Annotated in this window: 34 protein-coding genes; 19 read left to right on the forward strand and 15 right to left on the reverse strand. The window is 63.9% G+C overall.

All coding sequences use genetic code 11. The features are described 5' to 3' along the window. From C5E05_RS19225 to C5E05_RS19245, 5 genes are all read left to right on the forward strand, one after another. Positions 1-828: a hypothetical protein gene (locus C5E05_RS19225; RefSeq protein ID WP_104342843.1), complete on the forward strand. Its 828-nt coding sequence runs from the start codon at positions 1-3 to the stop codon at positions 826-828. Beyond that, the gene (locus tag C5E05_RS19230) at positions 821-2,362 is read left to right on the forward strand and encodes a CpaF family protein (RefSeq protein ID WP_104342844.1); all 1,542 of its coding nucleotides are present in this window, start codon (positions 821-823) and stop codon (positions 2,360-2,362) included. The genes C5E05_RS19225 and C5E05_RS19230 overlap by 8 nt, the downstream gene beginning before the upstream one ends. After that, on the forward strand, positions 2,362-3,219 hold the full coding sequence (locus C5E05_RS19235) for a type II secretion system F family protein (RefSeq protein ID WP_104342845.1): 858 nt from the start codon (positions 2,362-2,364) through the stop codon (positions 3,217-3,219). Before C5E05_RS19230 ends, C5E05_RS19235 begins: the two co-directional genes overlap by 1 nt. Positions 3,220-3,221: 2 nt before the next feature. Next, positions 3,222-4,100 carry a type II secretion system F family protein gene (locus tag C5E05_RS19240; protein ID WP_104342846.1) on the forward strand — a complete coding sequence of 293 codons (879 nt, stop codon included), beginning with the start codon at positions 3,222-3,224 and terminating at the stop codon, positions 4,098-4,100. A gap of 227 nt (positions 4,101-4,327) precedes the next feature. Next, entirely contained in the window at positions 4,328-4,813 is a 486-nt protein-coding gene (locus C5E05_RS19245) for a hypothetical protein (RefSeq protein WP_104342847.1), read from the forward strand. Between the two features lie 178 nt (positions 4,814-4,991). Here the strand turns inward: C5E05_RS19245 and C5E05_RS19250 are convergent, their stop codons facing one another. Beyond that, positions 4,992-5,228, reverse strand: a complete 237-nt coding sequence (locus C5E05_RS19250) for a hypothetical protein (protein WP_104342848.1) — start codon at positions 5,226-5,228, stop codon at positions 4,992-4,994. 307 nt (positions 5,229-5,535) lie between these two features. On the opposite strand from C5E05_RS19250, the gene C5E05_RS19255 reads away from it, so the two are divergent. Genes C5E05_RS19255 through C5E05_RS19265 form a run of 3 tightly spaced genes read left to right on the forward strand, consistent with a single transcriptional unit; the run spans position 5,536 to position 6,414 of the window. Then, a complete protein-coding gene (locus tag C5E05_RS19255; RefSeq protein WP_104342849.1) occupies positions 5,536-5,787 on the forward strand; it encodes a type II toxin-antitoxin system Phd/YefM family antitoxin in 252 nt (83 codons plus the stop codon). Further along, entirely contained in the window at positions 5,784-6,044 is a 261-nt protein-coding gene (locus tag C5E05_RS19260; RefSeq protein ID WP_104342850.1) for a Txe/YoeB family addiction module toxin, read from the forward strand. The genes C5E05_RS19255 and C5E05_RS19260 overlap by 4 nt, the downstream gene beginning before the upstream one ends. Before the next feature lie 34 nt (positions 6,045-6,078). Further along, positions 6,079-6,414, forward strand: coding sequence for a hypothetical protein (locus tag C5E05_RS19265; RefSeq protein WP_146081195.1), 336 nt, complete (start codon positions 6,079-6,081; stop codon positions 6,412-6,414). 234 nt (positions 6,415-6,648) lie between these two features. Here C5E05_RS19265 and C5E05_RS19270 read toward each other — a convergent pair whose 3' ends face one another. From C5E05_RS19270 to C5E05_RS19315, 11 genes are all read right to left on the reverse strand, one after another. Then, on the reverse strand, positions 6,649-7,641 hold the full coding sequence (locus C5E05_RS19270) for a hypothetical protein (protein ID WP_146081196.1): 993 nt from the start codon (positions 7,639-7,641) through the stop codon (positions 6,649-6,651). Between the two features lie 123 nt (positions 7,642-7,764). Beyond that, a complete protein-coding gene (locus tag C5E05_RS19935; RefSeq protein WP_146081197.1) occupies positions 7,765-9,012 on the reverse strand; it encodes a hypothetical protein in 1,248 nt (415 codons plus the stop codon). Between the two features lie 57 nt (positions 9,013-9,069). Then, positions 9,070-9,840: a hypothetical protein gene (locus C5E05_RS19940; RefSeq protein ID WP_146081198.1), complete on the reverse strand. Its 771-nt coding sequence runs from the start codon at positions 9,838-9,840 to the stop codon at positions 9,070-9,072. A 64-nt stretch (positions 9,841-9,904) separates the two neighbouring features. Further along, positions 9,905-10,234, reverse strand: a complete 330-nt coding sequence (locus C5E05_RS19280; protein WP_104342854.1) for a helix-turn-helix domain-containing protein — start codon at positions 10,232-10,234, stop codon at positions 9,905-9,907. A gap of 73 nt (positions 10,235-10,307) precedes the next feature. Continuing rightward, positions 10,308-10,766: a hypothetical protein gene (locus C5E05_RS19285; protein WP_104342855.1), complete on the reverse strand. Its 459-nt coding sequence runs from the start codon at positions 10,764-10,766 to the stop codon at positions 10,308-10,310. Between the two features lie 28 nt (positions 10,767-10,794). Continuing rightward, positions 10,795-11,511 carry a DUF4238 domain-containing protein gene (locus tag C5E05_RS19290; protein WP_104342856.1) on the reverse strand — a complete coding sequence of 239 codons (717 nt, stop codon included), beginning with the start codon at positions 11,509-11,511 and terminating at the stop codon, positions 10,795-10,797. A gap of 373 nt (positions 11,512-11,884) precedes the next feature. Next, a complete protein-coding gene (locus C5E05_RS19295) occupies positions 11,885-12,193 on the reverse strand; it encodes a hypothetical protein (RefSeq protein ID WP_146081199.1) in 309 nt (102 codons plus the stop codon). A 17-nt stretch (positions 12,194-12,210) separates the two neighbouring features. Beyond that, entirely contained in the window at positions 12,211-12,495 is a 285-nt protein-coding gene (locus C5E05_RS19300; protein WP_146081200.1) for a hypothetical protein, read from the reverse strand. A 5-nt stretch (positions 12,496-12,500) separates the two neighbouring features. After that, entirely contained in the window at positions 12,501-12,992 is a 492-nt protein-coding gene (locus C5E05_RS19305; RefSeq protein ID WP_104342859.1) for a hypothetical protein, read from the reverse strand. Next, positions 12,985-13,950, reverse strand: a complete 966-nt coding sequence (locus tag C5E05_RS19310; protein ID WP_104342860.1) for a hypothetical protein — start codon at positions 13,948-13,950, stop codon at positions 12,985-12,987. The genes C5E05_RS19305 and C5E05_RS19310 overlap by 8 nt, the downstream gene beginning before the upstream one ends. A 106-nt stretch (positions 13,951-14,056) precedes the next feature. Further along, positions 14,057-14,503, reverse strand: a complete 447-nt coding sequence (locus tag C5E05_RS19315; protein ID WP_104342861.1) for a hypothetical protein — start codon at positions 14,501-14,503, stop codon at positions 14,057-14,059. A 162-nt stretch (positions 14,504-14,665) separates the two neighbouring features. Here C5E05_RS19315 and C5E05_RS20300 point away from each other — a divergent pair, with 162 nt between their 5' ends. From C5E05_RS20300 to C5E05_RS19325, 3 genes are read left to right on the forward strand one after another with little or no spacing between them, the layout of a single operon-like run. Further along, entirely contained in the window at positions 14,666-14,806 is a 141-nt protein-coding gene (locus C5E05_RS20300) for a hypothetical protein (RefSeq protein WP_181059757.1), read from the forward strand. A gap of 60 nt (positions 14,807-14,866) precedes the next feature. Then, the gene (locus tag C5E05_RS19320; protein ID WP_104342862.1) at positions 14,867-15,088 is read left to right on the forward strand and encodes a hypothetical protein; all 222 of its coding nucleotides are present in this window, start codon (positions 14,867-14,869) and stop codon (positions 15,086-15,088) included. Then, positions 15,085-15,480: a type II toxin-antitoxin system death-on-curing family toxin gene (locus C5E05_RS19325; RefSeq protein WP_104342863.1), complete on the forward strand. Its 396-nt coding sequence runs from the start codon at positions 15,085-15,087 to the stop codon at positions 15,478-15,480. Before C5E05_RS19320 ends, C5E05_RS19325 begins: the two co-directional genes overlap by 4 nt. 125 nt (positions 15,481-15,605) lie before the next feature. Here the strand turns inward: C5E05_RS19325 and C5E05_RS19330 are convergent, their stop codons facing one another. The 3 genes from C5E05_RS19330 to C5E05_RS20305 all read right to left on the reverse strand — a co-directional run bounded on the left by C5E05_RS19330 (position 15,606) and on the right by C5E05_RS20305 (position 17,841). Continuing rightward, positions 15,606-16,391: a hypothetical protein gene (locus C5E05_RS19330; RefSeq protein WP_104342864.1), complete on the reverse strand. Its 786-nt coding sequence runs from the start codon at positions 16,389-16,391 to the stop codon at positions 15,606-15,608. A 153-nt stretch (positions 16,392-16,544) separates the two neighbouring features. Beyond that, entirely contained in the window at positions 16,545-16,760 is a 216-nt protein-coding gene (locus tag C5E05_RS19335; protein WP_104342865.1) for a hypothetical protein, read from the reverse strand. 181 nt (positions 16,761-16,941) lie between these two features. Next, positions 16,942-17,841: a hypothetical protein gene (locus tag C5E05_RS20305; RefSeq protein ID WP_181059759.1), complete on the reverse strand. Its 900-nt coding sequence runs from the start codon at positions 17,839-17,841 to the stop codon at positions 16,942-16,944. 156 nt (positions 17,842-17,997) lie between these two features. Between C5E05_RS20305 and C5E05_RS19345 the strand changes: the two genes are divergently transcribed. The 8 genes from C5E05_RS19345 to C5E05_RS19945 all read left to right on the forward strand — a co-directional run bounded on the left by C5E05_RS19345 (position 17,998) and on the right by C5E05_RS19945 (position 24,965). Next, entirely contained in the window at positions 17,998-18,516 is a 519-nt protein-coding gene (locus tag C5E05_RS19345; protein WP_219819585.1) for a helix-turn-helix domain-containing protein, read from the forward strand. A gap of 394 nt (positions 18,517-18,910) precedes the next feature. Beyond that, positions 18,911-19,081, forward strand: a complete 171-nt coding sequence (locus C5E05_RS20310; RefSeq protein ID WP_181059761.1) for a hypothetical protein — start codon at positions 18,911-18,913, stop codon at positions 19,079-19,081. Positions 19,082-19,085: 4 nt separating this feature from the next. Next, positions 19,086-19,463 (forward strand): TadE/TadG family type IV pilus assembly protein, encoded by a 378-nt coding sequence (locus tag C5E05_RS19350; protein ID WP_104342868.1) that lies wholly within the window; start codon positions 19,086-19,088, stop codon positions 19,461-19,463. Next, on the forward strand, positions 19,460-19,918 hold the full coding sequence (locus C5E05_RS19355; RefSeq protein WP_258064928.1) for a TadE/TadG family type IV pilus assembly protein: 459 nt from the start codon (positions 19,460-19,462) through the stop codon (positions 19,916-19,918). Before C5E05_RS19350 ends, C5E05_RS19355 begins: the two co-directional genes overlap by 4 nt. 2 nt (positions 19,919-19,920) lie before the next feature. After that, complete coding sequence (locus C5E05_RS19360) at positions 19,921-20,340, forward strand: pilus assembly protein TadG-related protein (RefSeq protein WP_104342869.1); 420 nt, start codon at positions 19,921-19,923, stop codon at positions 20,338-20,340. Positions 20,341-20,355: 15 nt separating this feature from the next. Continuing rightward, entirely contained in the window at positions 20,356-20,994 is a 639-nt protein-coding gene (locus C5E05_RS19365) for a hypothetical protein (RefSeq protein ID WP_104342870.1), read from the forward strand. Positions 20,995-21,269: 275 nt separating this feature from the next. Continuing rightward, positions 21,270-21,767 (forward strand): hypothetical protein, encoded by a 498-nt coding sequence (locus C5E05_RS19370; RefSeq protein ID WP_104342871.1) that lies wholly within the window; start codon positions 21,270-21,272, stop codon positions 21,765-21,767. Positions 21,768-21,779: 12 nt separating this feature from the next. Further along, entirely contained in the window at positions 21,780-24,965 is a 3,186-nt protein-coding gene (locus C5E05_RS19945) for a bacterial transcriptional activator domain-containing protein (protein ID WP_146081202.1), read from the forward strand. Positions 24,966-24,968: the final 3 nt, after the last annotated feature.

A 24,968-nucleotide genomic window follows, 5' to 3' on the forward strand; every position in this document is an offset into this window, starting at 1 on the left:
GTGGCACTCATCGCACTCTGCTCGATCGGCCACAGCGCAGGAACAACGACCACAGCCGTTGCCCTCACCATGAACTGGCCCCGGCCCGCGCTCCTCGTCGAGGCCGACCCGCGCTACACCTCCACCGTCCTGGCCGGTCACTTCCGCGGCCAGGTCGCACCGACCATCGGGCTGTCGCAGCTCTCGGCTCTCGCTGGCACAGCCGGATCCGTCACCGCGCAGCAGGTGTTCGAGCAGAGCCTCGAGCTCGCGCCCGAGCGCTACTTGGTCCCCGGTTTCGCGAGCCTGGGCGCTGCCCGTGGCGCGAGCGCATTCTGGCGCCACCTAGTCACGTCGCTTGCGGCCTTCCGCTCGAGCACCATGGACGTCCTGGTCGACCTCGGCTCGTTCACGCCGACAGATCCCGCACGCGCACAGGTCATCACGGCCGCAGACCTCACAACTGTTGTGACCGGCAGCACCCTGCCAGACCTCGCCAGTCTTGTCGCCCGGGTGAACGACCACACCACCGTGCTCAACGAACTGCAGGCCATGATCTCCGAGACCGGACGCGCTGAACGCCTCGCGGCGATCCTGATCGATCGCGCGACCGAGAACTACTCCCCACGTGAAGTCGAGCGAGCCGCCGGCATCCCCGTCCTCGGACACGTGCCATGGGCGCCGGAATCCGCGGCGAAGTACTCCCTCGGGAAGAGCGCACGCGATCGCCGAGACCGATACGCCAACTCGATCCGAGCAACGGGGGAGCGGCTCACCCAGTACGCCAGCCGCAACGATGCCGTCGTGAACGGCTCCACGCAGAACCCAAGGAGCGCGACACATGTCTGAATCCGTGAACTCACCCGCTGACATCGCCTCTCTGCCGCTCTTCCTCACGAGCGCGGCGACGCCCACCGAACAGGCACACGTCTCGCATTCGAATCTCCAAGCAGCCTCCACCCTGCGCGCCCCCAGCTTCTCGAGACCACCGCAAGTCACTCCGGCCAGTACTACGCCGTCCGCAGCGACCGAAGCAGCGCACGACAGCCACCTGGAGTGGGATCTCATCAGCCAACTCCGCCAGCGCGTGTCAGAGCTCCTCTCCACCGCCATCGAGGCGAACCCCGGCATCACTGAGGCCGAGCAGCACGCCCAGGCACAGGCGCACATCCTCGAGGTCATCGAGCAGCACATTCACGAACAGATCCGCGTCTCCGGACAGGACGCCGCGTGGTCCATGGCGCGACGCGAATCCACCGCGAAGGCACTGTTCGATGGGATCTTCAAGCTCGGCCGGCTCCAACCGCTCGTCGACGACCCCATGGTCGAGAACATCGACATCTACGGCGACCAAGTCTGGGTATCGAAGAGCGATGGGAGCCGCGAACAGCACCCACCGATCGCGCGCAACGACGCGGAGCTCGTCGCCGACATCGCGTTCCTCGCGCAGAGGTCGGGAAACGGCGCGGAGCCGCGCAACTTCACCTCCGTCGATCCCCTCCTAGACATGGACCTCCCCGGTGGAGCGCGTCTCGCCGCCGTCCATCCCGTTATCGCGCACCGGCCCAAGGCCGTCATCCGCGTCCACCGCCTCGTTGACGTCACCCTGGAATCGCTCGTCAAGGAGCACGGCACGCTCACCAGCGACGCCGCCGCGTTCCTGACGGCCGCGGTCGAAGCCGGACACAGCGTCGTTGTCGCCGGCCTCCCCGGTGCCGGCAAGACGACCCTGGTGCGCGCCCTCGCCGCAGCGATCCCGGCACACGAGAAAATCGTGACGATCGAGAAGGAGCGCGAGCTCTACCTCGAGCGCATCGGACGTAACCACATCGTCACGCCGCTGCAGTATCGGCCCGGTCAGGGCGAGATGGGAACGGACGGCACCCGAGCCGGTGCTGTCACGCTCGTGGAGCTGCTCGAAGAGAGCCTGCGCCTCGACGCGACACGCATCATCGTTGGCGAGGTCCGTGGCGGTGAGGTGGACGCGATGTTCCAGGCCATGCAGGCAGGGGCCGGCTCCATCTCGACCATCCACGCGCTCTCGCCCACGAACACCGTGGAGCGCCTCGCGTCACTCTCCCTGCGCAACCTCGGGTCGACGGACGCCTACGCCTATCGACAGATCGCACAGCACATCGACCTGGTCGTGCAGATCCAGCGCGTCTTCGACGAGACCGGCCGGCCGAAGCGTCGCGTCACGCACATCGCAGAAATTCAGCCCGGAGAAATCATCGGGGGAGTGCAACGCCCGATCGCCGCCGACCTCTTCGCCCGCTCATGGAGAGGAGCCGAACTCGAGCGCGTGGCTCGCCCCACGCCGCACATGCTCGAGGCAGTCGAGCACCACGGCTACCTCGGCTTCCGTGAAAGCGAGCACGCCTGATGGCCGCCATCACTGCCCTCGCAGTCACCCTCACCCTCGCCGGCTTCCTCGTCTTCGGCCTCGGCTTCGCCCCTCCCCCCGAGGTGCGCAGTTACAAGCGCACCAGTGGCACGAGCGTCTTCGTGCAACAACTCGCGGCGAGCGTTGACCGGCGGACGCGGATCCTCGTTGCAGGTGCGACGCTCGCCGGCATCGGGCTCTGGCTCCTCAGCGGGTGGATCGTCTACCTCGTTGCGCTCCCGCTCGCTGCGATCGGCATTCCGCTCCTCCTGGGCAAGGGCAGCGTGCCAGCGCAGCTCGCTCGACTCGACGCGCTGGAGAGCTGGGCTCGCAACCTGGCTGGCCTCACGAGCACGGGAGCCGGCATGGAGCTCACAATCTCAACGAGCCTCGCGACGGCGCCAGAGGCGATTCGCCCCCAGGTGGCGACCCTCGTCGCGAGGCTTGGCGCCCGTTGGCGGACCGAGGACGCCCTGCGAGCGTTCGCGCAAGAGCTTAAAGACCCCACCGCCGATCTCCTCGTCTCGCACCTGCTCCTCGCCGAGAAGAAGCGGGGCCCCGGCCTCACTCGGGCGCTCGAGGATCTGGCGACAAGTATTTCGGATGAGGTGCGCGCTCGACGCGAGATCGAGACCGACCGGGCGAAGCCGCAGCAGAACGTGCGCATCATCACCCTGATGACCACCGGCCTCATCGTGCTCCTGCCCGTCTTCGGTCAATTCATGGCGCCCTACAGCTCACCCATCGGGCAGCTGCTGCTCGCTGTGTGGCTCATCGTCTACGCCCTCGTCCTGGTCTGGATGAAGCGCATCGTCACCACGCCACCGACACCCCGCCTCCTCGGCCACCAGGAGTAGCCATGTCCTTGCTCACCTTCATCCCCGGCGCCATCGTCGCCATCGGCGCGGTCTTCCTGCTTCTCCCGCTGGCACCCACCAGGCCACAGCTCTCCGACGCGCTTGGGCGTCTCGGCAACAGCAACTTCGTGACCGTCGACTCTTCCCAACAGGCCCGCCCCGAGCGGGTCGGCACATGGGTCCAGAGCCGCCTTCCGGATCTGCCGTTCTTCACCACCCCCGTCGACGACCTCGACCTGGTCGAGATGCCCTCGTGGCGGTTCTACTGGGAAAAGACGCTGCTTGCCCTCACCGGTTTCCTGGCACCCGCCGCGTTCGGGCTCATCATGCAAACCATCGGGGCCCTCCCGATGGGTATCCCCGCACTCATCGGCATCCCGCTCGGCATCGGGCTGTGGTTCATCCCTGACCATGAACTGCGCCTCAAAGCGAAGGATGCTCGGCGCGAGTATGCGCGGGCAGTCTCCGTCTACCTCGAGCTCGTCGCAACCGAACGCCTCAGCGGCAGCTCCGCAGCGGACGCGCTCACGAACGCCGCACGCATCTCAACCAGCCCAGTGTTCCGCCGCATCCGCCAGGAGCTCACCCGAGCACAAATCGCCGGCACACCCCCCTGGACCGCGCTGAGCACGCTCTCCGACCAAATCCGAGTCCCCGAGCTCGGCGAAATCGCCAAAATCATGCGCCTCTCAGGCGACTCCGGAGCCTCGGTCGCAGAAACCCTCCGAGCTCGTGGCAAGACACTCCGAGTGCAGCTCCTCGCTGACGAGCACACGAGAGCCAACGAGGCCAGCGAACGGCTCTCCATCCCGCTCACCCTGCTTGCTTTCGTCTTCGTCGGCATCATCCTCACGCCGCTGATGCTCAACCTCTTCAAGTAGGGCTAGACGGCACGCAGCGCGACAAACACAAGAGGGGCTGGGACGAAGCGTCCCAGCCCCTCCGTCATATTCGATGACTCAATCCCGGGCAACAAACTGACCGAACACTGAACCTGAGATGTGAACTCACGCTCGCTACACAACCGTGATCAAAACTTCGAGCATGTCGAGCGAGCCTCCGGTTACTTTGAACGCACACACGCTGCACTAGTCAAAGGAGACTACTCATGCGCAAGTTCATCCCACCCACGCTCCTCACGATGGCAGCAGCCGTCGCACTCACGTTCTCGATGGCCACTCCCGCTTCCGCCAGCGATTGGGGCGGGTATGCGAACCCCGCGTCAGGTTCTTGCGCGACGAACTTCCTGGTGAAGCAAACCGATGTCGGCACCTGGGCGGGCAACTCCTGGCAGAAGCTCGGGACTCTCCAGATCAAATGGTCGAACGGCTGCCCGGGCAACTACGCGCGCTTCCAAGCAGCCGGCAGCCTCATGCCCCGCTACATCGGGATCAGCATCCACGGACAGGCGGCACCCTACAACAAGGCCGGAGCGAACGAGGAGTACACCACCGTCGCCTACACCAAGGTCATCAAGCTCAACCAGAGCTCGGACAGGGTCTGCGCCTACCTCGATGTCGGAGTCGCCCGCCCGAACTCGCTGCCGCAGAGCGTACCGACCACGCTCGTCGCGAGCCAGGTGCTCTGCGCCTGACCCCGCGGCACGTCGGTGCTTGAACCGGGAACCCGACCAAGCACCAACGTGACACGCACACCAGCCAGAACCGGAGCGACGCCCGGAACTGCTCACCCCTCGAGAGAAATGGCTTCGACGAGCGACGCAGGAGGGGCCGGGACGAAATGTCCCGGCCCCTCCTGCGTTCTCCGTGAACTCAGCTGCCCCCGCGTATGCGTCGACGCAACGGAGTCACCCCACCGCGATCCACGGTGGCGAGCGCCTGATCTAACGCGGCCGCAAGCTCCGCATCGAGGGCGTGCTCGCGATCAAGCATCTCCCTCCCGTAAGCCGCAGCCTCACTCCCCGTCAAGGCCGTCGCGGGTCGCGCCATGGAGACAGACGGATCGGTATGACGCGCCTCGAACGCGGCGTAGTCGAGCTGATCACCCATATCGCTACTCCTCTCGTTTCCTTCCGATACTCCGCCCCGACCAGGGCTTACGTCAACGCTCCGACCGACGCATGAACGGGACGGATTCCGCCGGACCGATGCGACAACGGTGCGGCTCGAGCACTGGGAACCGGCCGATACTCACCGATGCGCCACACACGTCGTCCAGGAGCGCCCGCTGCGCGGATCCTGGGGCCGCAGTCGAGCTCACGAGCAACACCTGGCCGACTGCACGCGCCTCCACGAGAAATGCCTCCGGCACGAACCGCAGTGGTACATTTTCACGTACCAGAATGGAGATGCCGACATGACCGCAATCACCGCCACTGAGGCACGCAAGAGCCTCTTCGGGCTCATCCAGCGCGTGAACGACGACCACACCCCCGTTGAGGTGGTTTCCAAGCACGGCAACGCCGTTCTCATCTCGAAAGATGACTACGACGCCATCACAGAAACGGCCTACCTGCTCCGCAACCCCAAGAACGCGCAACGACTCCTCGAGTCCATGGAGCGCGCACGCCGCGGCGAGACTGAGACGCACGCGCTCATCGAGGAATGAGCCGACAGATCGCGTTCGACCCCAACGGCTGGGAGGACTACCTCTACTGGCATGGGCAAGATCGCAAGACCCTGAAGCGCATCAACCAGCTCATCAACGACGTCCTCCGGGACCCCTTCACCGGCATCGGGAAGCCCGAACCGCTGCGGCACGTCCTGAGTGGAGCATGGTCCAGACGAATCGATGAGACGAACCGGCTTGTCTACTACGTCACCGACGAGCGAATTGTGATCCTGCAAGCGCGCGATCACTACTAGCGGCGACGTCATCAACTCACCGAGGACAAACGACATGGCAGCACCAGCACAACTTCCCAGCGCCCGCCTCATGGAACAGATCCGTGAGGATCTGACGGCGACTGGTTCCGCATACGCGGAGATCGAAGAGCTACCCATCGAAGTGGAGCAATGGCGCGCGCTCGCGCGCCGCGTCGCGCGTGGACTTGGGCGGCCCGTGCAGACTCTCATTCTGCGGGACGGCAGAGTCATCGCTGCCCTCGGGGACTGGCCCGCAACGCCAGAAGAGGAGCGCGTTCACCGCGCCGACCTCCAAGCCGCGGTGAACGCGGCCGCGTTGCCGATATCCGAGGACCTCCGGCAACAGATCTTCCGCACACTGGGGGAGTAGCCACCATCAGCGGATCGCGACGGACTGGATTCCCGCAAGAGGCGAAAATGGCCCCCACCTCCAGGTGGCGGAAGCGGGAGCCCATGCCTCGACTCTGGGGAGCGTCTGCGCGCCAACCCCATCTTCGACCCATCTCGCATCACAGCAGTCGAGGTGCACTCGTCCCGCCGCCCGCACGGCGTGAGGCCTGCGCGTGATGGGCTTGTGCAAGAGGGTGGACGACGGCACCTCGTCTCACTTGTCTGAGACGACAGCGATCGCGGCTGCTTCGACTGCATCCCAGGCTTCTTGGGTCTTCCATACGTTCTGGAGGGTGGCGCTCCGGATCTCGTCCGTGACTTCTTTCTTGATGAGGGCTTCGAAGCGATCTGGAGCGTTCACACAGTCGATCGCATATTTCAACGTGGACAAGAACGTCTCGTCACTAACGAGCAGCCTCAGTCGACGTGCCGAGTCAGTCAGCAGTTTCTGATCGGCTGCCATGGCACGGCCGGTGTCGGTCTCGACCCATTCCTCCCAGTCGCGCGCTTGCCACGCCCTCTTGTAGGTCATGAGCACCATGATTTCGATCGCCCGCGACCAGCGGTGGGCTGCAGCGACGCATTCGACGACGGCGTCCCGAATCTGTTCATTGCGCTTTGAGACGCGTTCGCGCTCAGCCGTGTTGGCGCCAGCGAGCAGACGATCTTGGAGCATCTCGATCTCGCTGCGTGATCCGCGCTCGGTGGCTCCTGGCTGGCGGACAAAGATCGTCCCCTCAGCGATGAGCGGGCCTTTGGCTGGTTGGAAACCCTTCTGCAGCAACGCGATCCTGTCGCCCACCCGAGGAGGTTCGACTGTGATGACCAGCACCTCGGTCCCCTCGACATCGACCAGGCGTTGATCCCAGAGCGGGGAGCCATGCCCGGTATAGCGACGCAGCGCATTCAGCACTTCGGCACTGTCAGGAACCACCTGGCCGAGCAGAGTCCCCGGCTCGGCACCGACGACGACGTAGCCGACGCCCTCGAACGCGGAGGCAGCGACGTCCACGGGGCGATTCGCGAGTCCAAGAATCGCGCGAGCGATGGCGAAGGACGCGTCGGCGCTCAGGATGTTTGCGTAGCCGGACTTCCACTCAATCGAACGAGATTCGTCGCCTTTGTCGGCACCCATCACTGCTTGGATCAGAGTGACGAGCTGGTCATGCGTGCGTAGAGCTCGGGAAGTGTCGATTCGCAGGGGCATGCCAAGATCGTAGAGGCGTCCCAGATCGAGAGTGGCTGTTCCTCGGATGAGCCCTGCAGGGAACTGGAACCGCCGCCATCGTGTCTGAAGCACGAGTAAGGGGTCGGGGAGCCGAGTGTGAGCTCAGTGAACTTCGCCGTGGTGGTAGTTCACGAAGTGTGTCAACTCAGGGGATCCCCAAGAACTTGCCGCGGTGTAGTGAGAGTGGGAGAACCAAGGCTTTGGTGTGTAGGTCGACGCTTTGTCTCCTAGCACGCTCTCCAGCGGCCGCAGGAGTGACGAGTGGCTCCTAGGGGCTGTTGCTGCGCGATCGAGCCAAACAACGAAGTCGAGGGTTGATGACAGAACGAGCACCATGCCGACGTTGTTTCGGATGGTTTTCCAGTCAGCTTTTTGCCTGGCGTGTACGGGCGTATGTAGCAACACGAGGAGCTCAACGCGGCCTCCGTTCGCGAGGTAGTCGAGGGCGATGTTGCCGCCGTGGCTGTGTGCGAATGCTCGGTGGAGGCCGTTGAAGTCTCGTTTGGTGACCCATTTGCTCAGCTGGGAAGCAGCGGCGACACGTCCCGACTGCGAGTAGGCGCCTCCCCAGGTGAACGACGAAGAGGTGCTGGTGTACAGGTCGCTGGCGACGCTCGATTGGATCTGCTTCGCGGTCGGATTCGTAGGCCAGAACCAACTCTCAGGACCCGCATCGCCGGAGCGAGTCCCACCGATCAGGACACTGGGTGGCCGAAGGGGACCGTTCTGAGTGAGTTGGCTAGTCGGGGAGCTCGGTCGCGCGATCCGGTCCAGTCCGAGGTTGCGGCGTGCGACTTGGCCCAGAGCGCGGAGGTCGGGATCATCTGATTGTGCGAAAACATTCGCCGTGGATTCCAGGAACGTCGCGGTGGGCTGGATTTTGCTGAGGGCAGCTGTCGCCACTGCTCGCAAGTTCTCATCGGGGCTCCATAGATGCGCGGAGATGAACGCCATCGCGGAGAGCGCGTCTTCGGACTCGAGAACTCTATTCCAGGCACTGCTCACAAAGTCCGGCCGTTGCATTGCAGTAGCCACTGCTACTTGCTCATCGATCCACCAGCTGCGTTGTGGGGACTCGGTGGTCGATGGGACTTCGAAGGTGTCATGGATCAGCCTGGTCAGGATCCACGCATTCAGATCATGAAGGGGAGTTGCTGGGGAGATCTGCAGGGAGTAGGGATCTAGTTCTGGCGCTTCGGAGTCCAGTTGCTCACGAATCTCTCTATTTTCAGGGGTCAGTAGGACCGTGAGGGCGATGATTCTCGCGATGGTGTTGGGGGTCGCTTGCCGGCCTTCAGAGTCGAGTCGACTATTGAGGGGCGTGGGCTGGAACTCTTCGTAGCTGATCAAGTTGAACCTTTCGTTGGACTCATTCTGGCCCAAACAGCGACCCGCGCTCCTCGAGCATCATGAGTGCGGTGGTGTGATCTGGTAGAAGAAGAGCCCCATACCTTCGACGCCTTCTGTCCAGCGATGAAACGCACTGTCGGCTACGAGATGGACGATCGCGTACGACCTGCTGGACACATGACGCGGCTCGATCGTCCATCGCAGTTCGACCTCGTCTCCTTCCACAATGACCTGGTCGACACCGCCCGGGGCTACCGCAAGATGCCAACGCAGCCCTCGACCGTGAGGGTCAGTGCCGCGGCACCGGAAGGTAACTACATCTCCGACCTCAAGCACCTGGTCGCACTGGACATAAGGGTTCGAGGTCTGAAGTGTTGCAACTCCATCGATTCGATTTCCGAAGCTATCTACCACTTCCTCGATGCGCGCGAAGTGCTCACCGCTAGGTGCTTGGGTGCTCATATACAGCGTCACTCGATTCCTAATTTCCCCAGAGATGCCAGCCAGAAGGGCTTCCTCGAACGGGAGCAAATCACGACTGTGCGCAACAGTGTTTCGAAGGTCGTCAAAACGATCAAGCAGCGCCCCCGTCACAGCCTTCTTGCCAAGGGCGGGCGCCACGTCGTTCCAGTTCTTCTTCACTAGACCGACGAGTTCGTAGAATTCGGCGTAGGCCAGGGGGTCGGACGCCACGGCAGCGACGCCTCGCGTCGTGCGCTTGCGCTCTTCTTCGAGACGCCGAGCTTCCCATTTGGCGATGGTCTCTGCGCTAACAGCTTCCTGGAGCCATGAAGCGCCGGACTTCTTCTCCAGCACATAAGCGAGCAACTGTCGGAGGGCACCTTCGCAGCTCGACAGAGCAACGGAGGGAGGAGGGTGAGACACCGCCGCCCTAGTGGGTCCGTGGTTCCGCGCTGTCGCGGGGGACGATCGCGAGCTTGAGATTGAGGGCATCGAGGAGACTGTGGAGCGTCTTCTGTGTGGCGTTGGCGACACCGCGTTCGACTCGGCTGATTTCTGGCTGACGTACACCGCTGAGCTCGGCGAGCTCAGGTTGCGTCAGGTTCTGGCGTGTGCGCGCTTCTGCGAGGCTGGCGCCGAGCGCTGCACGTTCCGCCATCTCGGTGCGGAAGGCGCTGCCGGCAGCGGCGTGGACGGCGTGAACCTCGGGAGTCCAGTCAGCTTTGCTTCGAGCGGCGAGCTCGCGGTAGCTCTTGGCCATGAGGGTCCTCCTTCGAGTGTTGAGTACTACGCCTCAGTATGCGTTTTAACACATACTGAGTCAAGTGGGGTCACTACCCAAGGCCCTTCTTTGCGCGGGCTGCAGCCTTCGCCTCGGCGACCTTCCAGGCCGTCAGCGCCTTGCGAGCCCTCTTGATTTCAGCGTTCTGACGCTTTTCTGATGGGTCCTTCTTCTTGTCGTAGCCGCCGAGGAGCAGGACGATTTTCTTGCCATGGAACGTGCAGAATGCGCGGAGGAGCACGGTGCGGCCCTCGGGATGGCCTGGCGGCGGTTTCACGCCGGCGTCTGAGCAGAGCGCTGCGAGAGATTTCTTGACGCGGAACTCGTACAGCCCCTTGCCGAGGTTCTTGCCCCACTCCGATTCGCAGATGTCGGGGCCGTGGAGTGTGAGCACGGACTCGATGGCCTGGTCGAGCACTGCTTGCTCGTATGAGGGCAGCCGTGTGAAGAACCGCTCGAAGCGGTTTCCCTCATACTCGACTGTCCATTCGTCTGTCGGCGCCTCTGTCATGGCATGACACTAGTCCCAGCAACAAGCCTCAGTTGCTCGCTGCGCCTAGACCGCTGGACTTCCAAGAGTCTTTGTTCATATTGAACGTTCCGCGTTGCCCAATGAGCCAACGCTGGCTCTGTTCGGCCATTATCGGGTTCAGGGGCAGCGGGTCCGGGAGGTCATTGCCAATCACCAGGAGCTGCGTGGGAGACAGTGGGAAGGAAACTGTCGATAGGCCAGACCCCTCGGACTCCTGCCACAGCAGGACAGCGCCGTCTCCGGTCGCCAAGAAGCTGCCATCGGCCGATTGCGTGACCTGCCACGACCAGTCTTCGATACTGCGAGTAGCCAACCGGACTACTTCCGGGAACGACTGTGAGAGCAACATCCTGTCCGCCATGTTGAAATCGACGTCCTTCATCTGGCCGTCACTCATCATCATCACAGCAGGGGTCCCGACGTTCGCCTGGTCTGCGTACCGTCCCCGGTCCAGATGCATGTCGAGAAACGCGATCAACGACGTTTTCTCTGATCGAGACAGCCCATGGCCGCCCCGCAGTTTCGCGATCGTAGGGATCCCCTTGCTCTCGATTCGCGCGTATTCGCCTTCGAGGTCATGGGTGAGCACCGAGGGTTCGTATGCGTAGCTCACGACCGTAGCGTTTTCGAGCGAGGAAATGAAAGCGCGTTGATGTTCCATGTCGATGACCTCCACGCGTCCGCGCGAGTCCGCCCAGGCACGGAGGTACCCCTTGGAAACCATGTGGGCTCGTTTCACCTTCAAGCTGCCAGACCCCCGCAAGTGTCCCGGCGCTTGGGGTTCAGTTCCACGGACAAGGCATGCGGCGCTCGCACCGTCACCGCTACAACTTCCACACTTCGCATGAGACTTGACTCCTGTCTTGGTCGCGCGCAACGCACCCTGCGTCAGATCTCCGCTGCGACAGCGGGAAACGGCTTGCCGCCGTCGTGCTTGCCATCCAGCCGTGCATCTCTGTCATGGAGACCCTATTCGTAGACCTGCTCAGCGTGCTCCTGGCCGTGCGGCCCCTGCGACACGAGCTCGGGAATCCTGAGAGTCCACGAACCATCCGTGTCACGACCAGCGATCGACTCAAGTGCTCGAGCACCCACAATCAGGACCGCGTCTCGTCGCCCTCGTCAGACCTGATGGTGAGGTGCGGGAATACGTCGCTCGCGCCGCTGATCACCGACAGATCCTGACCAACTGGGTTGAGCTGAGGAGGCACCCACACGACCACTGCCGATTCTGGAAGGCTGTGGGTCTCACTGCTTCCACCACTCGTGAAGTGCACGACATAGTCGGGCACTTCACGCTTTTCGGGAGTGTCTGCATCCCAGTCGAACCCGAAGCCCGTGAGCCGATAGGCAATGCCCTCGTCATCGAGGTACAGCGTGCCGATCTCCGCCTGGTCTTTCGCCATGATGGCCCCTCTCGCCTTCACTTGCTCTCGTCGACATTGGCACGCCGGTACAGGTCATGGAGCTCAGCCCACCGCGCCTGTTCCGCCAGCCGGTGCTCCTCGCGACGCTGTCGACGCCATCGAAGCACCAGCACGGCGAGAGCTGCAAGCATCAGAAGCGCACCCACGATGAACACCGGCCACCGCACGCCCGCCATGCCTCCACCAACGATCACGCCGGCACCAACCCCGAGCGGGGCCAACCACAGAGGATTTGCCACCTCGCGCAGTGCCCCGCCTAGGGCCGATTCCCTGAACTTCATGTTCACTAGTTTCCACCGCCGAGGATGCGCGCCTGCACCAGAGGCAGGAGCGCGGCACGTTGCGAGTGATTCAGTTTCGCGAAATGTCGCGTCAGCACGCGGAGCGCGTCGTCAAACTCGTCCGGCATTTCGCGGAGCCCCCTACGAACCCGCGCGACGACCACAGATTGCTGGTACTCCGCACGATCCAACACTCGCCACTCAGCAATCTCAGCTTCGTCCGACCACACGTCGACGACGCGCGGCGCGTGCTCGCCCGCGACATAGGTACTCGCTGGCTGATCTGCTGGCCGCGAGATCTCGAACACGGCTCCGATCGCCTGATCGCGCGAGTACTTCTTCAGACTTCCGTAGAGCGATTCCTCACGCCTGACCGGCATGTACCAGTGGGCGATCTTGCCGGAAGAGCCCACCCGTCGACCGACGTAGACAACTCGCTCCTTCAGCACCGTCTCAGACGAAGCGACGGCGCCATCACCTATCGATACCTCAGCCATCGGACGGCTGTCGCGCGGCCGCTTCGAGGACAGCTCGAGCGCGCGTTCGGTAGATGGCACGAAGAGGCGCGTCGTCGAGCAACGCGTCCCACGCGCCCTCCGCATCGCCAGCAGCAGCTGTGTCGTACACGAACAGGCGCCGCGCTCCGGCCTCTATTCCCGCGCGTGTGACCACACGGTCAAGCAACCTCTCTCGCTCCGCGGAGCGCACCCTGTCGTCGTGCATGGCCTTCCAACGGAACCAAGCGTCATGCGCTTGCTGGAACGTCTCCGAGTACCAGCCAAACGACCCACGGAGGAGAGCCTTAACCACAAGCTCGAACATCTGCCGATCGGTGAGGATCGCTTTCCCGCTGGTGGCAACCTCCTCGACGCTCGGCTCATCGCTGGCCGCAGGTTCGTCAGCGATCACCGCGAATACGGCATCGGCCAGATTCTCACTGAGGTCAGGCCCCGTGAGCGAGCGGGAATCCTCCCAATCCGTTCGGCACTTGTCCATGGCAGCGATGAGCCGCGCTCGGTTGGGTCGTTTCGCGCGCTCCAATTGCTCTGCCAGGTTGACCTTCTGGGTCACCTCGTAGGCCAGATCCTTCTCCAAGACCTCGATTCGATCGAGGAGCTCCTGATCACCCTCGGGTTTGAGAGCGAGCGACGAGAGCACGGCGTCAACACCGCACTGCACCGCATGGCAGTAGGAATCGGGCAATGGATGCGGTCCGAGACCTTCGTCAACCGTACGGTTGATGCCGTCCGCGATCATCTGCTCCCGGTTGGGTCGTTTCGCGCGCTCGTCTGCGCGTGCCCACTCCATGAGCTCCCGAGCAGCGACTTTCGCCTTGTGGGTCCACTCGTCCGAGTCAGAGCCCGGGTACTCAATATTGCTGATCGCGTCATACACGCGGGTGAGCTCGTACGGTTCGTACTCCAGCTCAAGAGGCCGGCCTTGTTCTTCAGCCATGGCTATCGTTCCTTCCTGGTTTCGTGGACGAGGATCCCAGCCTCGAAGAGCAGCTCGACCGCTTCGGTCTCGTCGGCCGCGTCGACGACAATCCCGACTCGCTTCGTCACTCGGACCCACCTCGCTCAGAGGCTGCCTGCAGAGCGGCCTCCTCGATACGCCGAACCGCGCGACGCAGCGCGTACAGGGGCTTGGTATCAGGGAACCGAGGCTCGACTTGCAGACCCCGGAGACGAGAAGCGAGGATTTCGAGTTCATCGGCACTGAAGGCCAGGAGCACGTCCCCGTCCACGAGCGGCAACTGCCCATCCACCTCAGCGAGCACCGATCGCGCGCGGCATGCACGAACCTCGTCACCCACCTCGAGCTCTCCAAGAGCGGCACGCACCACCGAGAGCGTCTGCTCCGCGCGAAACGCTCGACGATAGGCCCGTTCCGCCGACTCCGCGCACGAATGCCCGTCAAGCGTCTTCGCTCCCGCCTCGAGCTCGATCGCATCAAGCATCGCTTCGCCCTGACGGCGCGCGGAATCCTGATCGATCACGTCGCTCACGAAGCTCTCTCCGCCTTCGCCGTCGTATCTCCGCTACTTGCCCGCGCCCAGGGCGGACCTTCTGAAGTTGCATCGAACCTGCATTCACCTGGAACCCTCCTTCATCGTTTCTCCTACCCAAGTAGTGGCGACCGTGAGGGTCTCCTTGGACATGGGATGGTCGTGGTCTCATCGCAACTGCACGAAGCCGCGTTCGGTAAGCTCGCGCGTCTCCGGCTCGACCTCGTAGCCATCGCGGAGGGCCCGGAGTGCACGCTGCAGCTGCGCACCAAGGGCGCATCGGGCCAGACGACGTACGGCTGAAATGGGGCAGAATTCATTTCGCCCTGCCCCTCCAGAACGCCCTGATCTAGAATCTGTTGCATGCGCCAGAACTCGAATCCCACGGGACGCTCCGTCGCTCGCAACTCGAGCACCGGGCGATTCGTTGTCGCGCACACGCACATCTCGATCCCGCAGGAGCGCGTCTCCAACGACGGCGACTCAACTCCCCGCCAGACGAAGACCGTGAAGCGTGAGGACGCGCTCGCAGCAGCCAAGCGCATAGCGGCCCGCAACAAGGAGCTCATGCGCCGGCTCGCATGAGCGAGGACGACTACTTCTTCCTCGACTACGACATCGTCGCGATCATCAACGAAACCTTCTGCGGCGCCGGTGCCGGCATCCGCGACCCCGACGGAGTCATGGGAATCGTGCTCAGACCTCGCCAAGAGTTCTTCGACCAGGTCATGTTCCCCGGCGTCTTCATGAAGGCAGCCGCACTCCTCCACGGGTTTGCCACGACGCAGTACTTCACCGACGGCAACAAGCGAACCTCGTTCCTGACAGCCACGGTGTTCCTGGAATCGAATGGATACGAGTGGATCGGACCACACGTCGACGACGCCGAAGAATTCCTTCTCCGAGTGGCAGCGAATCAGGTCGATGTCACTGACGTCGCGGCATGGCTAGAGGCCCACTCGAAGCCCAGACTGTAACGCCTGACCGTTGCCCTCCCGAGATGGAGGCCGTCCCCTCAAAGGAGGCCGCCGAGGTGCCCCGAGTGAACGTCGACGCGAGACGCGCACCTCATACGTGGCTGGACACGAGCCTCGTCCAATAACTAGGAACCCGCCTCGCACAGGCGATCAAAACGCGACCAGCCATCCTTCAACAACCGGAAGGAGAGCAAGTATGGCTCCACAATGTGGCCCAAATCTCCGCCCGCCATCATCGTCCCAATCCCGCCCCTAGCGCCGCTCTTGATCACGTCCGCACGCTCGAACATCGACCAGCCCAGAACATGCGCATCAGCGCTCATCTGACGCCACAGCAGACGCCCGTCAAGACGAGCCTCTGGATCCTCGAACCGGAGATCCAACGCTGCCTTGATGACGTGGGTTTGGGTGAATTGCTGCTGCGACCTTCGAGCGTCTTTCACCTGCCCGACTCGCGTTTGACACCACTCCAGCTGTGATGCGAGCAGGGCACGCTGCGCCACCGTCAGCATCCGCACATCTTGCTCACCGAGATGAGCCCGCTTCTGCCGGTACATCTCACCAATCAGCATCAAGCCCCGCTCACGCCGCTCCTCGCGATCCGGAGCCGCGAGAATCCACACGGCCTGCGCCGCTCCCATGAGGGCACTCCGCAGCACGGTGAAATGCGCCCCTGGGTACAGCTGGTCTGCCTCAATCAAGTCGCGCGCAGCCCGGAGGTGCTCACCAGCGAGAACCAGCGAAACTCGGCACACTTCGCTGATGGGATGCCACGGAAATACAGCGTCATCGAGATGGAGTTCACTCCCGATCTCCGGCTCCTCCGGAGGATTGCGCCCAGCCCTGTACTGCCATCGGGCAAGATGCGCATAGGTCGCGCGGATGGCCTCGAGGGACACCGATTCACTCATGTCAGCAATCCTGCACCTCGCGCGGCTAGCACCTGCGCACCGACGGGTGCCAGTGTCTAACTCGGTAGCGGGGGATGAAAGAGTTGCTCAGAGCGCCAATTCGAGAAACCCACGCCCTGCGCGTGGGTTTCTGCGTTTGCCGCCCAGGACGCACTAACCACGGTGGCCGTTCTTCTTGCGCCGAGCCATGCACCAGAGCTGCGCGGCTTCGCAGATCGCTCCGCCGACGAGTAGCAGCACGGGGACCCCCAGAGCCAGGTACGCGAAGACCTCCGAGATCCCGATGCGAACCGTCACAGAAACAGCGACGTCGACGAGCAAGAACGCCAGGATCGCGGCAGCGGCAGCGAGAGTGAAGGAATCACCCACGCTCCGCCAGGCCAGCTGACTCCGTGATTCAGCTTCCATCGTTTGACGCGTGGGGCGCGGCGCCCTTGCCCGCCTGACGTGCGGAACACGTACCTTCATCGAGTTTCCTCACCGTTGATTTGTATACAGAGGTAGTGGCGGCCCGCGAGGCCACCTTGGACATGAGTCAGTCGGGGGCCTGTCACAGTTGCCCGCGGCCGCGGTCGATGAGCTCGCGGGTCTCCGCTTCGAGCTCATAGCCGTCGCCGAGGCCCTGGAGAGCGCGCTGCAGCTGCAGCGCAATGCGCTCGAACCCGACACGATCGCCAGCGAGCTGCTCAGCCAGGAGCGCGTCGCGCCAGACCAGCTCATTCAGCGATCCCATACTGCGAGCCCTCGCAGCGACCGCGCGAGCTCGCGCGACGTCGCCAGCATTGATGTACCGCTGGAACAGGACATGGCAGAGATCGTCGACCGTGGCGAGCATTCCCATCCGCAGGGACTCGGCCCACCCGTAGCGGTGGTCAGGCACATCGGCGAAGGGCTTGCCCTGGACGAGGTCGAAGGCCGCCTGCAGGCGCACGGTAGGTGCTTGCTCGACGTCGTCGCCGACCAGCTGCAGAAGCACTTCCCAGTCCGAAGTGACCGATTCGTGGAGCTGGTATGCGGCGGCGGTGCCACGAGGAAAGTACGGGGCACCGTCGGATGCGTGGCCGAGCCAACGACGAGCGCGGGAGGTCAACGTGTTTCGAGTACTCGACGCCGACGAACCCTCCGCCGGCCGACCCGGCCACAGCGCATCATGCACCTCAACAGCCGACGCAGCTGGGCGAGTAGCCAGCAGCGCAATCAGCTCGATCGCCCGCGAAATCGTCGCCTGGTTCGGTCGCCCCGTCTTGTCGTTGACCGGCTCATCGCCCGCAGCATTGTGCAGACGAACCGTGCCGAACAGCTGCACCCACGGCCGAGACTTCAGAGGCGCAAGAATGCGCGCAACCTCAGCACGTGGCGACGACATGGGCTGGAATCTCGGAGTGAAACCAGCGTCACCATGACTATCAGGCTGTTGCTGCAGCCATCGCAGACCTGCAATGCTTCGCATGTCGTCTCTTTTCCTTGCACAGGGTTGGGGAAGACCGCCCCCGGTGTTGGTAGCGCCGGGGGCACCTTCGTTTTTTACTCACACCACAGAGGTGCAACAAGAACGGAATTGGTAGTTCCGGTTTCGTTGATTTGACCGTATAGACAAATTCCTGACTTGTCTACTACTGTCAACAAGATGGCAACGAGAAGAGTCGAGCTCGGCCCCGTGGGCGAGGCATTGGCGCGCAACCTGAAGCACCTCCGTGAGGCTCGACAGCTGCGACTCGACGATTTGGCGGAGCTGCTAGCCCAGGCAGGGCGCCCTCTTTCCAAGACGACCCTCAGCCAGATTGAGACGGGCGGACGGCGCGTCGACGTCGATGACCTCGTGACGATTGCCCAAGCCCTGCGCGTAGAGATTGCCGACCTACTCGCCTCTCCCTCGACATCCGAGTTTCGTGCTGCCGTCGAGCACGCCGAGGCCGAGCTCACTGCGCTTCACCGCCAGTGGGGCGCCTTCCTGGACGCACGTTCGGCCATATCGCTACTAACCGAAATCGACACAGACCACCCGGACCCCGCTGGCACAGAGGCAACAGCCGACCTCCAAGCGCGAGCTGAGTCCCTCGCTCGGCTGTCAGCCGAAGACCTCCTCACCCACTTGCAGGAATCTCACCCGAAACCCGGGCGATAGATCAAAGCCACGAACCAGTTGCCTTGCACGCCAACCGGTCGCAACTCATCTGCATGAGCCGCTCGCCGCAGGCCTTCTCCCTGACCTCATGTGCCACACACCCCTGGCACTGATTCAGCTTCACAACCTCCGCCCGGCACCCCTCAGTGCCGGGCGAGCCTGCTTCAGACCCGACTACCGCTCCCCACACCGATCGGGTAGGTGAACTCGATTCACTAGCGCGACAGCGCGGACGTTGGACACGAATTGTTGACCTGAGAGCAACACGAGTGCCGTGGTGCGACGAGGCCTAGAGAATGCGAGAAAATTCCCAGGGGGGGACTTGTCCAAACTGTGGGGCAAGTCAGCCACTACCTAGATGGAATACCAGCACACTTCACCAAGGGGGCTTCACATGCTCAGCACCATCCGTACTCGCATCCGCACGATCACTCGCGCGCCCGAGCAGGGCGCTTCCGCTGTCGAATGGATCTTCATCGTCGTAGGCGCACTCGTCATCGCCGGCATCGTCATCGCGGCCATCACCGCATTCGTGCAGGGCCAGATCGCCGAGCTCCCCGGATAGCCCGATGCGCACCCCAAGAGAGGGGGAACGCGGCTCCTACAGCGTGGAGGCCATCATGGTGCTCCCCGCGCTCCTCGTCATCATCTTCGCGATCATCCAGGGAGCAGCATTCATGCACGCCGGAAACATCGCGCAGGCGGCCGCACAGACCGCGTACGAACAGACGCGACAGCTCAACGGCACCGTCAGCGACGGCATTTCCGCTGGCTTGGACGCGGCCAACAGCGGAGGGGAAGCACTGGCTCACGCCAACGTCAACGTCACCCGGACGGCAACAGACATCGACGTGACCGTGACCGGGGAGGCGCCGAGCATCCTGCCGTGGATTCCGTTGCATGTTGAGCGCTCCATCACGGGGCCAGTCGAACGGTGGGTCGAATGATGTTCGGTTTCAGACGAGCACGCAACGGCGAACTCGGCAGCGAGCGAGGCTCTCTCGCTGTCGAGTTCGCCGTCGCTGGACCAATCCTGATCCTGATCGTCGCTTTCCTCATCGCCGGAGCCCGACTCACCGTCGCCGGCAACGCAGTTGAATCCGCAGCCGCGTCCGCGGCCCGTGAGGCCTCCCTCTCGCGCAGCGGATTCGAAGCACAGATGAACGCGACCGAGACCGCTCAGCTCACGCTGTCCCAGTCCGGATACGCGTGCGACGCACTTTCGGTCTCGATCAACGACTCAGGGCTCGGAGCGCAACTAGGTGAGACCGGCGTCGTGTCCGCGACGATCAATTGCACGGTCAGCATGAGCGACATCGCGCTCCCAGGCCTCGGAGGAACACGAACCCTCACCGCGACAGCCAATAGCCCCGTCGACGCGTACCGAGAGAGGAATGACTAGCCATGTTCCGCAACCTCAACCAGGCCGAGAACGAGCGAGGCTCCACCGCCCTGTTTCTGGTCCTCACGGTCGTCTCCCTCGTCCTCATCATTGGCCTCGTCGTCGACGGTGGCGGCAAGGTACAAGCAGCCACGAACGCACAACAGACAGCAGCCTCCGCGGCTCGCGCCGCAGCGAACTCGATCAGCGGGACCACGATGGTCGGCCAGACACTCTCGGTCGACAGCTACAAGGCCCAGGAGGCCGCGAGCGGCTACATCGCCGCCAGCGGCATGGAAGGAACCGTAGCCGTCGACGGGTTCACCGTGACCGTCACGACAAGCACCACCTACGCGACGAGGTTCCTCAGCCTCATCGGCATCACACATCTGCCCGTCGACGGACAAGCAACCGCACAACTCATCGACGGCCCGACCGGCTGAGCCAGAAAGAAGCCCATGAAGAAACTCACCACCATCGCCGCGGGGTGCGGCATCCTCGCCACCATCGCCCTCGCGGGCTGCAGCCCAGCGTCAGAGACCACGCCGACTGACACGCCATCGACGTCAGCAGCGACGTCGACCGAGACAGCAACACCCACTGCAGAAGCGATCACCGCGGATCCCTATGTCACTGAGGCCCCCAGCTCCGCAGAAGAAGCAATCAGTTTCGCCTCAACAGCGGATGCGACCTTCGACGATCTGGTCTGGGCCCTCTACGCGAACCCTTCCGCTTCCGCGGACCTCGGCGCCCTCGCAGCAGGTGACCCTCTCGACAAGGCGCTGGAGAACGCAGCGACACTGAAAGATCTTGGCGCCCACATCGAGGGAGATTCGAGCTTCGAGGTGGACCGTTCGGCAACGTACACCCAAGACACGGTCGATCAAGGATCCGGCCAGTCAGTCCCATTCGGACTGGTCAACCTCAAGGGCTGCGCCGACTACTCCCGAGTCAGCATTGTCCGCGCCTCAGGCGAAATTGAACCCTTCACGGACCCACAACGAGTGCGAGTCACCTCTGTGCTCGTTTACTCACCTTCCGACGGTCGCTGGGTTCTCACCGGCGGCGGGACCGACGAACCGGTGACGACATGCTAACTAAGGAATCCCGTCGCACGATCATCCGAACAGCAACCATCGGAGCTCTCCTCCTCAGCCTCGTCGGCATTGCTACTCCGGCCTATGCAGCCGGAACTTCCATCGGCATTGACGGAAACGGCGGGGGAGCACCCGCCGTTCCATTCGACGGCACCGCTGCCACGTGCGGAGGCAACTTCCTACCCGCCCGCGACGGTGGAGCCGGCACATGTATCGAAGTCGCTGGCGAAGGCGGCGGAGGGGGCGGCGGACCGGCTGCTCCTGCAGTCCCGACCATGACACCGGCCGAGGCCGCACAGCAGCTCGTGAACTCGTTCAACCTGCAGCCGGTCGACATGGGCATGGTGCCGGAAAGCAACCCTGAATGGGGTCACCGACGTAGCTACGTCGGCGTTCCGATCTGGATGTGGGCTTCAACACAGACACCACTCAACTGGGGCACCTATACGGCCTCCGCAGCGATCGGCGGGCACGCCATCACCGCCAACGCGAACGTGACCTCCGTCACCTGGACGATGGGCGACGGATCAACCGTGACTTGTGGTGCCGGCAACGCCTACTACGAGTCCTACGGCGTGGTCGAGTCGCCCTCCTGCGGTCACGTCTACACGAAGACCAGCGCCAGCCAGCCAGGCGGAAAGTACGCCGTGACCGCGACCAGCAACTGGTCCGTCACCTGGTCGACCACGGCCGGCGCCGGCGGCGTCATCCCAACCAGCACAACCACCACGACTGAGATCGAGATCCTCGAGCTCCAGGCCGTGAACATCTAGCGAGGACCGCTCATGCTTCGTCGTCTCACCTCCGGACTGGCTTCCCTCGTCGTCCTGTTGGGTCTGCTCGTCGGGATTCCCGTCGCGCTGATCCTGCTCGCCGGTAACCCGTTCCCCGATGGCCTGATGGGAACGCTGATGGCGGCCACCAGGCCGGACTACGGCGGGCAGCTGCTCATGGGTACGTTGCTGCCGCTCGTCGGGTGGGCGGCGTGGGCGTACTTCGCGTTCTCGGTGGTCGTCGAGGCGATCAGCATGGTCCGTGAGGGCCGTCTGCAGCCTCGATCCGCTCGCCGCTCGTCCGGGGCGTTCAACCCCGGACGAGCGTTGGCGTCGACGCTGCTCTCGGCGATCGCCATCATGATCGGTGGCACCGCGATCGCGGGCCCAGCCATGGCCGACGTCGCACCTCAGGTGCAATCAGTGTCGAGCTACCAGCAGGCGGCAGATGAAGCACCTACGAAGACGAACCAGGACGACGAAGCCGCACCCGCAGCGGAGCAAGAGGCGCGGCGGGGACCAGTGGTGACGGTGAGCTACGGCGACTCTCTCTGGAGCCTCGCCCAGACGCACCTCGGTCAGGGCGAGCGTTATATGGAGATCGCGCAGCTCAACATCGGCGTCCCACAAGCTGACGGACGAGCGCTCGGCGCAGACCTCTGGCTCTCCTCCGGCTGGGAGATCGAACTGCCCGCCGACGCGGCAACAGCGGCAACCACCCCGGACAGCGTCCAGCTGCAGGAAGGCCGGACGCTCTACCAAGTCGCGGAAACCTACCTGGGCAACGGGGACCGCTACCCCGAGATCGCCGCGGCATCCGGGATCATCGACGCGAACGAGATCTCAGCCGGCACGACCCTCACGATGCCGACGGCATCCAACGCTCAGCAGAGCGGACCCCAGGCAGCACCAGAGCAGGCCACTCCATCCACGCCCGAGGTAGCAGCACCGGTAGAAACGCCCGCACCCGCCCCAGTGGCACCAGCAGCGCCTGCGAACCCTGCCACGACGGCGCCTGCACCTTCCCCAACCGCGTCGGCCTCGACAGCAACGACAGCCGACGCAGAGATCCCGACGCAGGTCGAGGAAGACGTCGACGAGGAGGACAACATCCTGCAGGTCGTCGGCGGCATCGGCGGACTCCTCGCGGCCGGACTCGTGAGCTGGCTCGGCGCGCGGCGCCTCATGCAGCTGCGTCGCCGCAGAATCGGCCAGCGCATCGCCATGCCAACCGGTGAAGACGAGCAGATCGAACGGGAGCTGCGCGCGACCGCGGCCCCGCACACCCTCGACGACGTCGACCGGGCACTTCGCGCACTCGCCGTCTGGGCGCAGGACGGCGACGGCGAGCTGCCATCCATCTACGCCCTCCGCCTCGCACCCGAAGAGATCGCGCTCTACCTCGAGACCCCCTTGGAGTTGCCGGCCCCGTTCCGTCCCGTGTCTGAGGACTCGATGGCGTGGACCGTTGACCCGAGCGAGATCACTCTGGACCGCACGCCGGCCGCTCCCTACCCAGCCCTCGTCACGCTCGGTCAGGACACCACGGACGCTCACCTGCTCGTGGATCTCGAACGCCTCGGTGCACTCAACATCCACAGCGATGACGACGAGCTCGCACATGGGGCACTCACGGCTCTCACAGTGGAGCTCGCAACCTCCCGCTGGGCCGAAGACCTGCAGATCACGCTCGTCGGCCTCGCTCGAGGACTCCCCGTGCAGCTTCAGACCGGTCGAGTGCGCCACGTCGACGACGTCGCCACGTTGATCCGCAACCTCGAGGGGCAGGCGACATCGACCCTCGCGACCCTGCACGAGCTCGGCGTCGAGAGCATCGACCAGGCCCGCGGCCTCAACCCCGACGCGGACGCATGGGTTCCGGAGATCGTGATCCTCGGCGACGAACTCAGCGACGAACACCAGGCGCGCCTGACGGAGCTCGTCACGCAACTGCCTCGCGTCGGTATCGCCGCCGTCGCCAAAGGACAGCTGGCAGGGGAGTGGCGGTTCGACGTCGCGAACTCGACGAGCTCCCAACTCACCCTCCCCGGGGACCAGGGCAGCATCGAGCTCAAGCCCCAGGTCCTCAGCCGTGAGGACTACGAGCGGATCCTGAACCTGATCCAGGCCACCGAGGCAGACGCCGTCGACGGTCCCGCATGGGCGAAGCACCTGGACGAGCACAGCGACGCGCTCCTCACCGTTCCCGCCGCTATCGCGGCGCCCGAGCTCGAGCCAGCCGAGGAAGCCCCGCAGGACGCGTGGGACCAGATCATCCGCGATATCGTGCCCCGCGTCGGCACCACGGGAACGCCCGTCGCCACCCCAGAAGCAGCTCCGGCGCCAGTCGCACCACCGCAGCGGATCGCCACCGAAGAGCAACCACTCGACGAGGCGGCCGCGCAGCTCCTCGCATCTCTCAAGACTCAGCCGTGGATGCAGCTACTCGGCCCCGTCCGCCTCCACAACGCGAAGGGGGAAGAACCCGTCAACGCAAAGACAGGGAAGCTGAACCGAGGAGCGATCGCGCGAGCCCACGAGCTCATCGCGTTCCTCTGCACCAGGCCTGTCGCGACGTCCGTGGAGATCCACGACGCCCTCTGGCCAGGAAGCCCGGCCGATGGGTCCACGGCCTCCAACACTCGCAACTCACAAACCGCTCGAGCTCGGAAGATCCTCGGGTCCACGCCTAACGGAGACCCCTACCTCCCACGTGCCACCGTCAACGCGTACCGACTCCACGAAGACGTCACCTCCGACTGGCAGGTACTCCAACAGCTGATCGGCGAGAACATCGCTGAGACGCCCACAGCGCGCCTCCAGGCCGCGTTCGAGCTCGTCCAGGGCAAACCATTCGCGGACGTCCCCGACCGCCGCTACGCGTGGGCTGAGACCGTCCGCATGGACATGCTCGCGACCATCGACGACCTCGGACACGTGCTCTTCCAACGACACCTCGCCGCCGACGAAATCGCACAGGCTCGCGAAGTGGCCGCACGGGCACGCAGCATCGGATCGCTCAACGAGATCAACTGGCGCGATGCGCTCCTCGCGGAGCAGCGCGCCGGCGACGCCGACGGATTCGAGCGCATCGTCACGCAGCTGCAGACGAACCTCGACGACATCGAGGACGGCTACGAGCCCGAGCCAGAAACGCAGGAGCTCATCATCCGCGGCCGCGAGCTCCTGAAGCACTGACCC

The sequence above is a fragment of the Pseudoclavibacter sp. AY1H1 genome, assembly GCF_002931055.1.
Taxonomy (GTDB): Bacteria; Actinomycetota; Actinomycetes; order Actinomycetales; family Microbacteriaceae; genus Pseudoclavibacter.

Bases quoted from the DNA above. Each gene is read 5' to 3' on its own strand.
- C5E05_RS19230 (WP_104342844.1), top strand. From the start codon at position 821: ATGTCTGAATCCGTGAACTCACCCGCTGACATCGCCTCTCTGCCGCTC.
- C5E05_RS19235 (WP_104342845.1), top strand. From the start codon at position 2,362: ATGGCCGCCATCACTGCCCTCGCAGTCACCCTCACCCTCGCCGGCTTC.
- C5E05_RS19240 (WP_104342846.1), top strand. From the start codon at position 3,222: ATGTCCTTGCTCACCTTCATCCCCGGCGCCATCGTCGCCATCGGCGCG.
- C5E05_RS19245 (WP_104342847.1), top strand. From the start codon at position 4,328: ATGCGCAAGTTCATCCCACCCACGCTCCTCACGATGGCAGCAGCCGTC.
- C5E05_RS19250 (WP_104342848.1), bottom strand. From the start codon at position 5,228: ATGGGTGATCAGCTCGACTACGCCGCGTTCGAGGCGCGTCATACCGAT.
- C5E05_RS19255 (WP_104342849.1), top strand. From the start codon at position 5,536: ATGACCGCAATCACCGCCACTGAGGCACGCAAGAGCCTCTTCGGGCTC.
- C5E05_RS19260 (WP_104342850.1), top strand. From the start codon at position 5,784: ATGAGCCGACAGATCGCGTTCGACCCCAACGGCTGGGAGGACTACCTC.
- C5E05_RS19265 (WP_146081195.1), top strand. From the start codon at position 6,079: ATGGCAGCACCAGCACAACTTCCCAGCGCCCGCCTCATGGAACAGATC.
- C5E05_RS19270 (WP_146081196.1), bottom strand. From the start codon at position 7,641: ATGCCCCTGCGAATCGACACTTCCCGAGCTCTACGCACGCATGACCAG.
- C5E05_RS19280 (WP_104342854.1), bottom strand. From the start codon at position 10,234: ATGGCCAAGAGCTACCGCGAGCTCGCCGCTCGAAGCAAAGCTGACTGG.
- C5E05_RS19285 (WP_104342855.1), bottom strand. From the start codon at position 10,766: ATGACAGAGGCGCCGACAGACGAATGGACAGTCGAGTATGAGGGAAAC.
- C5E05_RS19290 (WP_104342856.1), bottom strand. From the start codon at position 11,511: ATGGTTTCCAAGGGGTACCTCCGTGCCTGGGCGGACTCGCGCGGACGC.
- C5E05_RS19295 (WP_146081199.1), bottom strand. From the start codon at position 12,193: ATGGCGAAAGACCAGGCGGAGATCGGCACGCTGTACCTCGATGACGAG.
- C5E05_RS19300 (WP_146081200.1), bottom strand. From the start codon at position 12,495: ATGAAGTTCAGGGAATCGGCCCTAGGCGGGGCACTGCGCGAGGTGGCA.
- C5E05_RS19305 (WP_104342859.1), bottom strand. From the start codon at position 12,992: ATGGCTGAGGTATCGATAGGTGATGGCGCCGTCGCTTCGTCTGAGACG.
- C5E05_RS19310 (WP_104342860.1), bottom strand. From the start codon at position 13,950: ATGGCTGAAGAACAAGGCCGGCCTCTTGAGCTGGAGTACGAACCGTAC.
- C5E05_RS19320 (WP_104342862.1), top strand. From the start codon at position 14,867: ATGCGCCAGAACTCGAATCCCACGGGACGCTCCGTCGCTCGCAACTCG.
- C5E05_RS19325 (WP_104342863.1), top strand. From the start codon at position 15,085: ATGAGCGAGGACGACTACTTCTTCCTCGACTACGACATCGTCGCGATC.
- C5E05_RS19330 (WP_104342864.1), bottom strand. From the start codon at position 16,391: ATGAGTGAATCGGTGTCCCTCGAGGCCATCCGCGCGACCTATGCGCAT.
- C5E05_RS20305 (WP_181059759.1), bottom strand. From the start codon at position 17,841: ATGCGAAGCATTGCAGGTCTGCGATGGCTGCAGCAACAGCCTGATAGT.
- C5E05_RS20310 (WP_181059761.1), top strand. From the start codon at position 18,911: ATGCTCAGCACCATCCGTACTCGCATCCGCACGATCACTCGCGCGCCC.
- C5E05_RS19350 (WP_104342868.1), top strand. From the start codon at position 19,086: ATGCGCACCCCAAGAGAGGGGGAACGCGGCTCCTACAGCGTGGAGGCC.
- C5E05_RS19355 (WP_258064928.1), top strand. From the start codon at position 19,460: ATGATGTTCGGTTTCAGACGAGCACGCAACGGCGAACTCGGCAGCGAG.
- C5E05_RS19360 (WP_104342869.1), top strand. From the start codon at position 19,921: ATGTTCCGCAACCTCAACCAGGCCGAGAACGAGCGAGGCTCCACCGCC.
- C5E05_RS19365 (WP_104342870.1), top strand. From the start codon at position 20,356: ATGAAGAAACTCACCACCATCGCCGCGGGGTGCGGCATCCTCGCCACC.
- C5E05_RS19370 (WP_104342871.1), top strand. From the start codon at position 21,270: ATGACACCGGCCGAGGCCGCACAGCAGCTCGTGAACTCGTTCAACCTG.
- C5E05_RS19945 (WP_146081202.1), top strand. From the start codon at position 21,780: ATGCTTCGTCGTCTCACCTCCGGACTGGCTTCCCTCGTCGTCCTGTTG.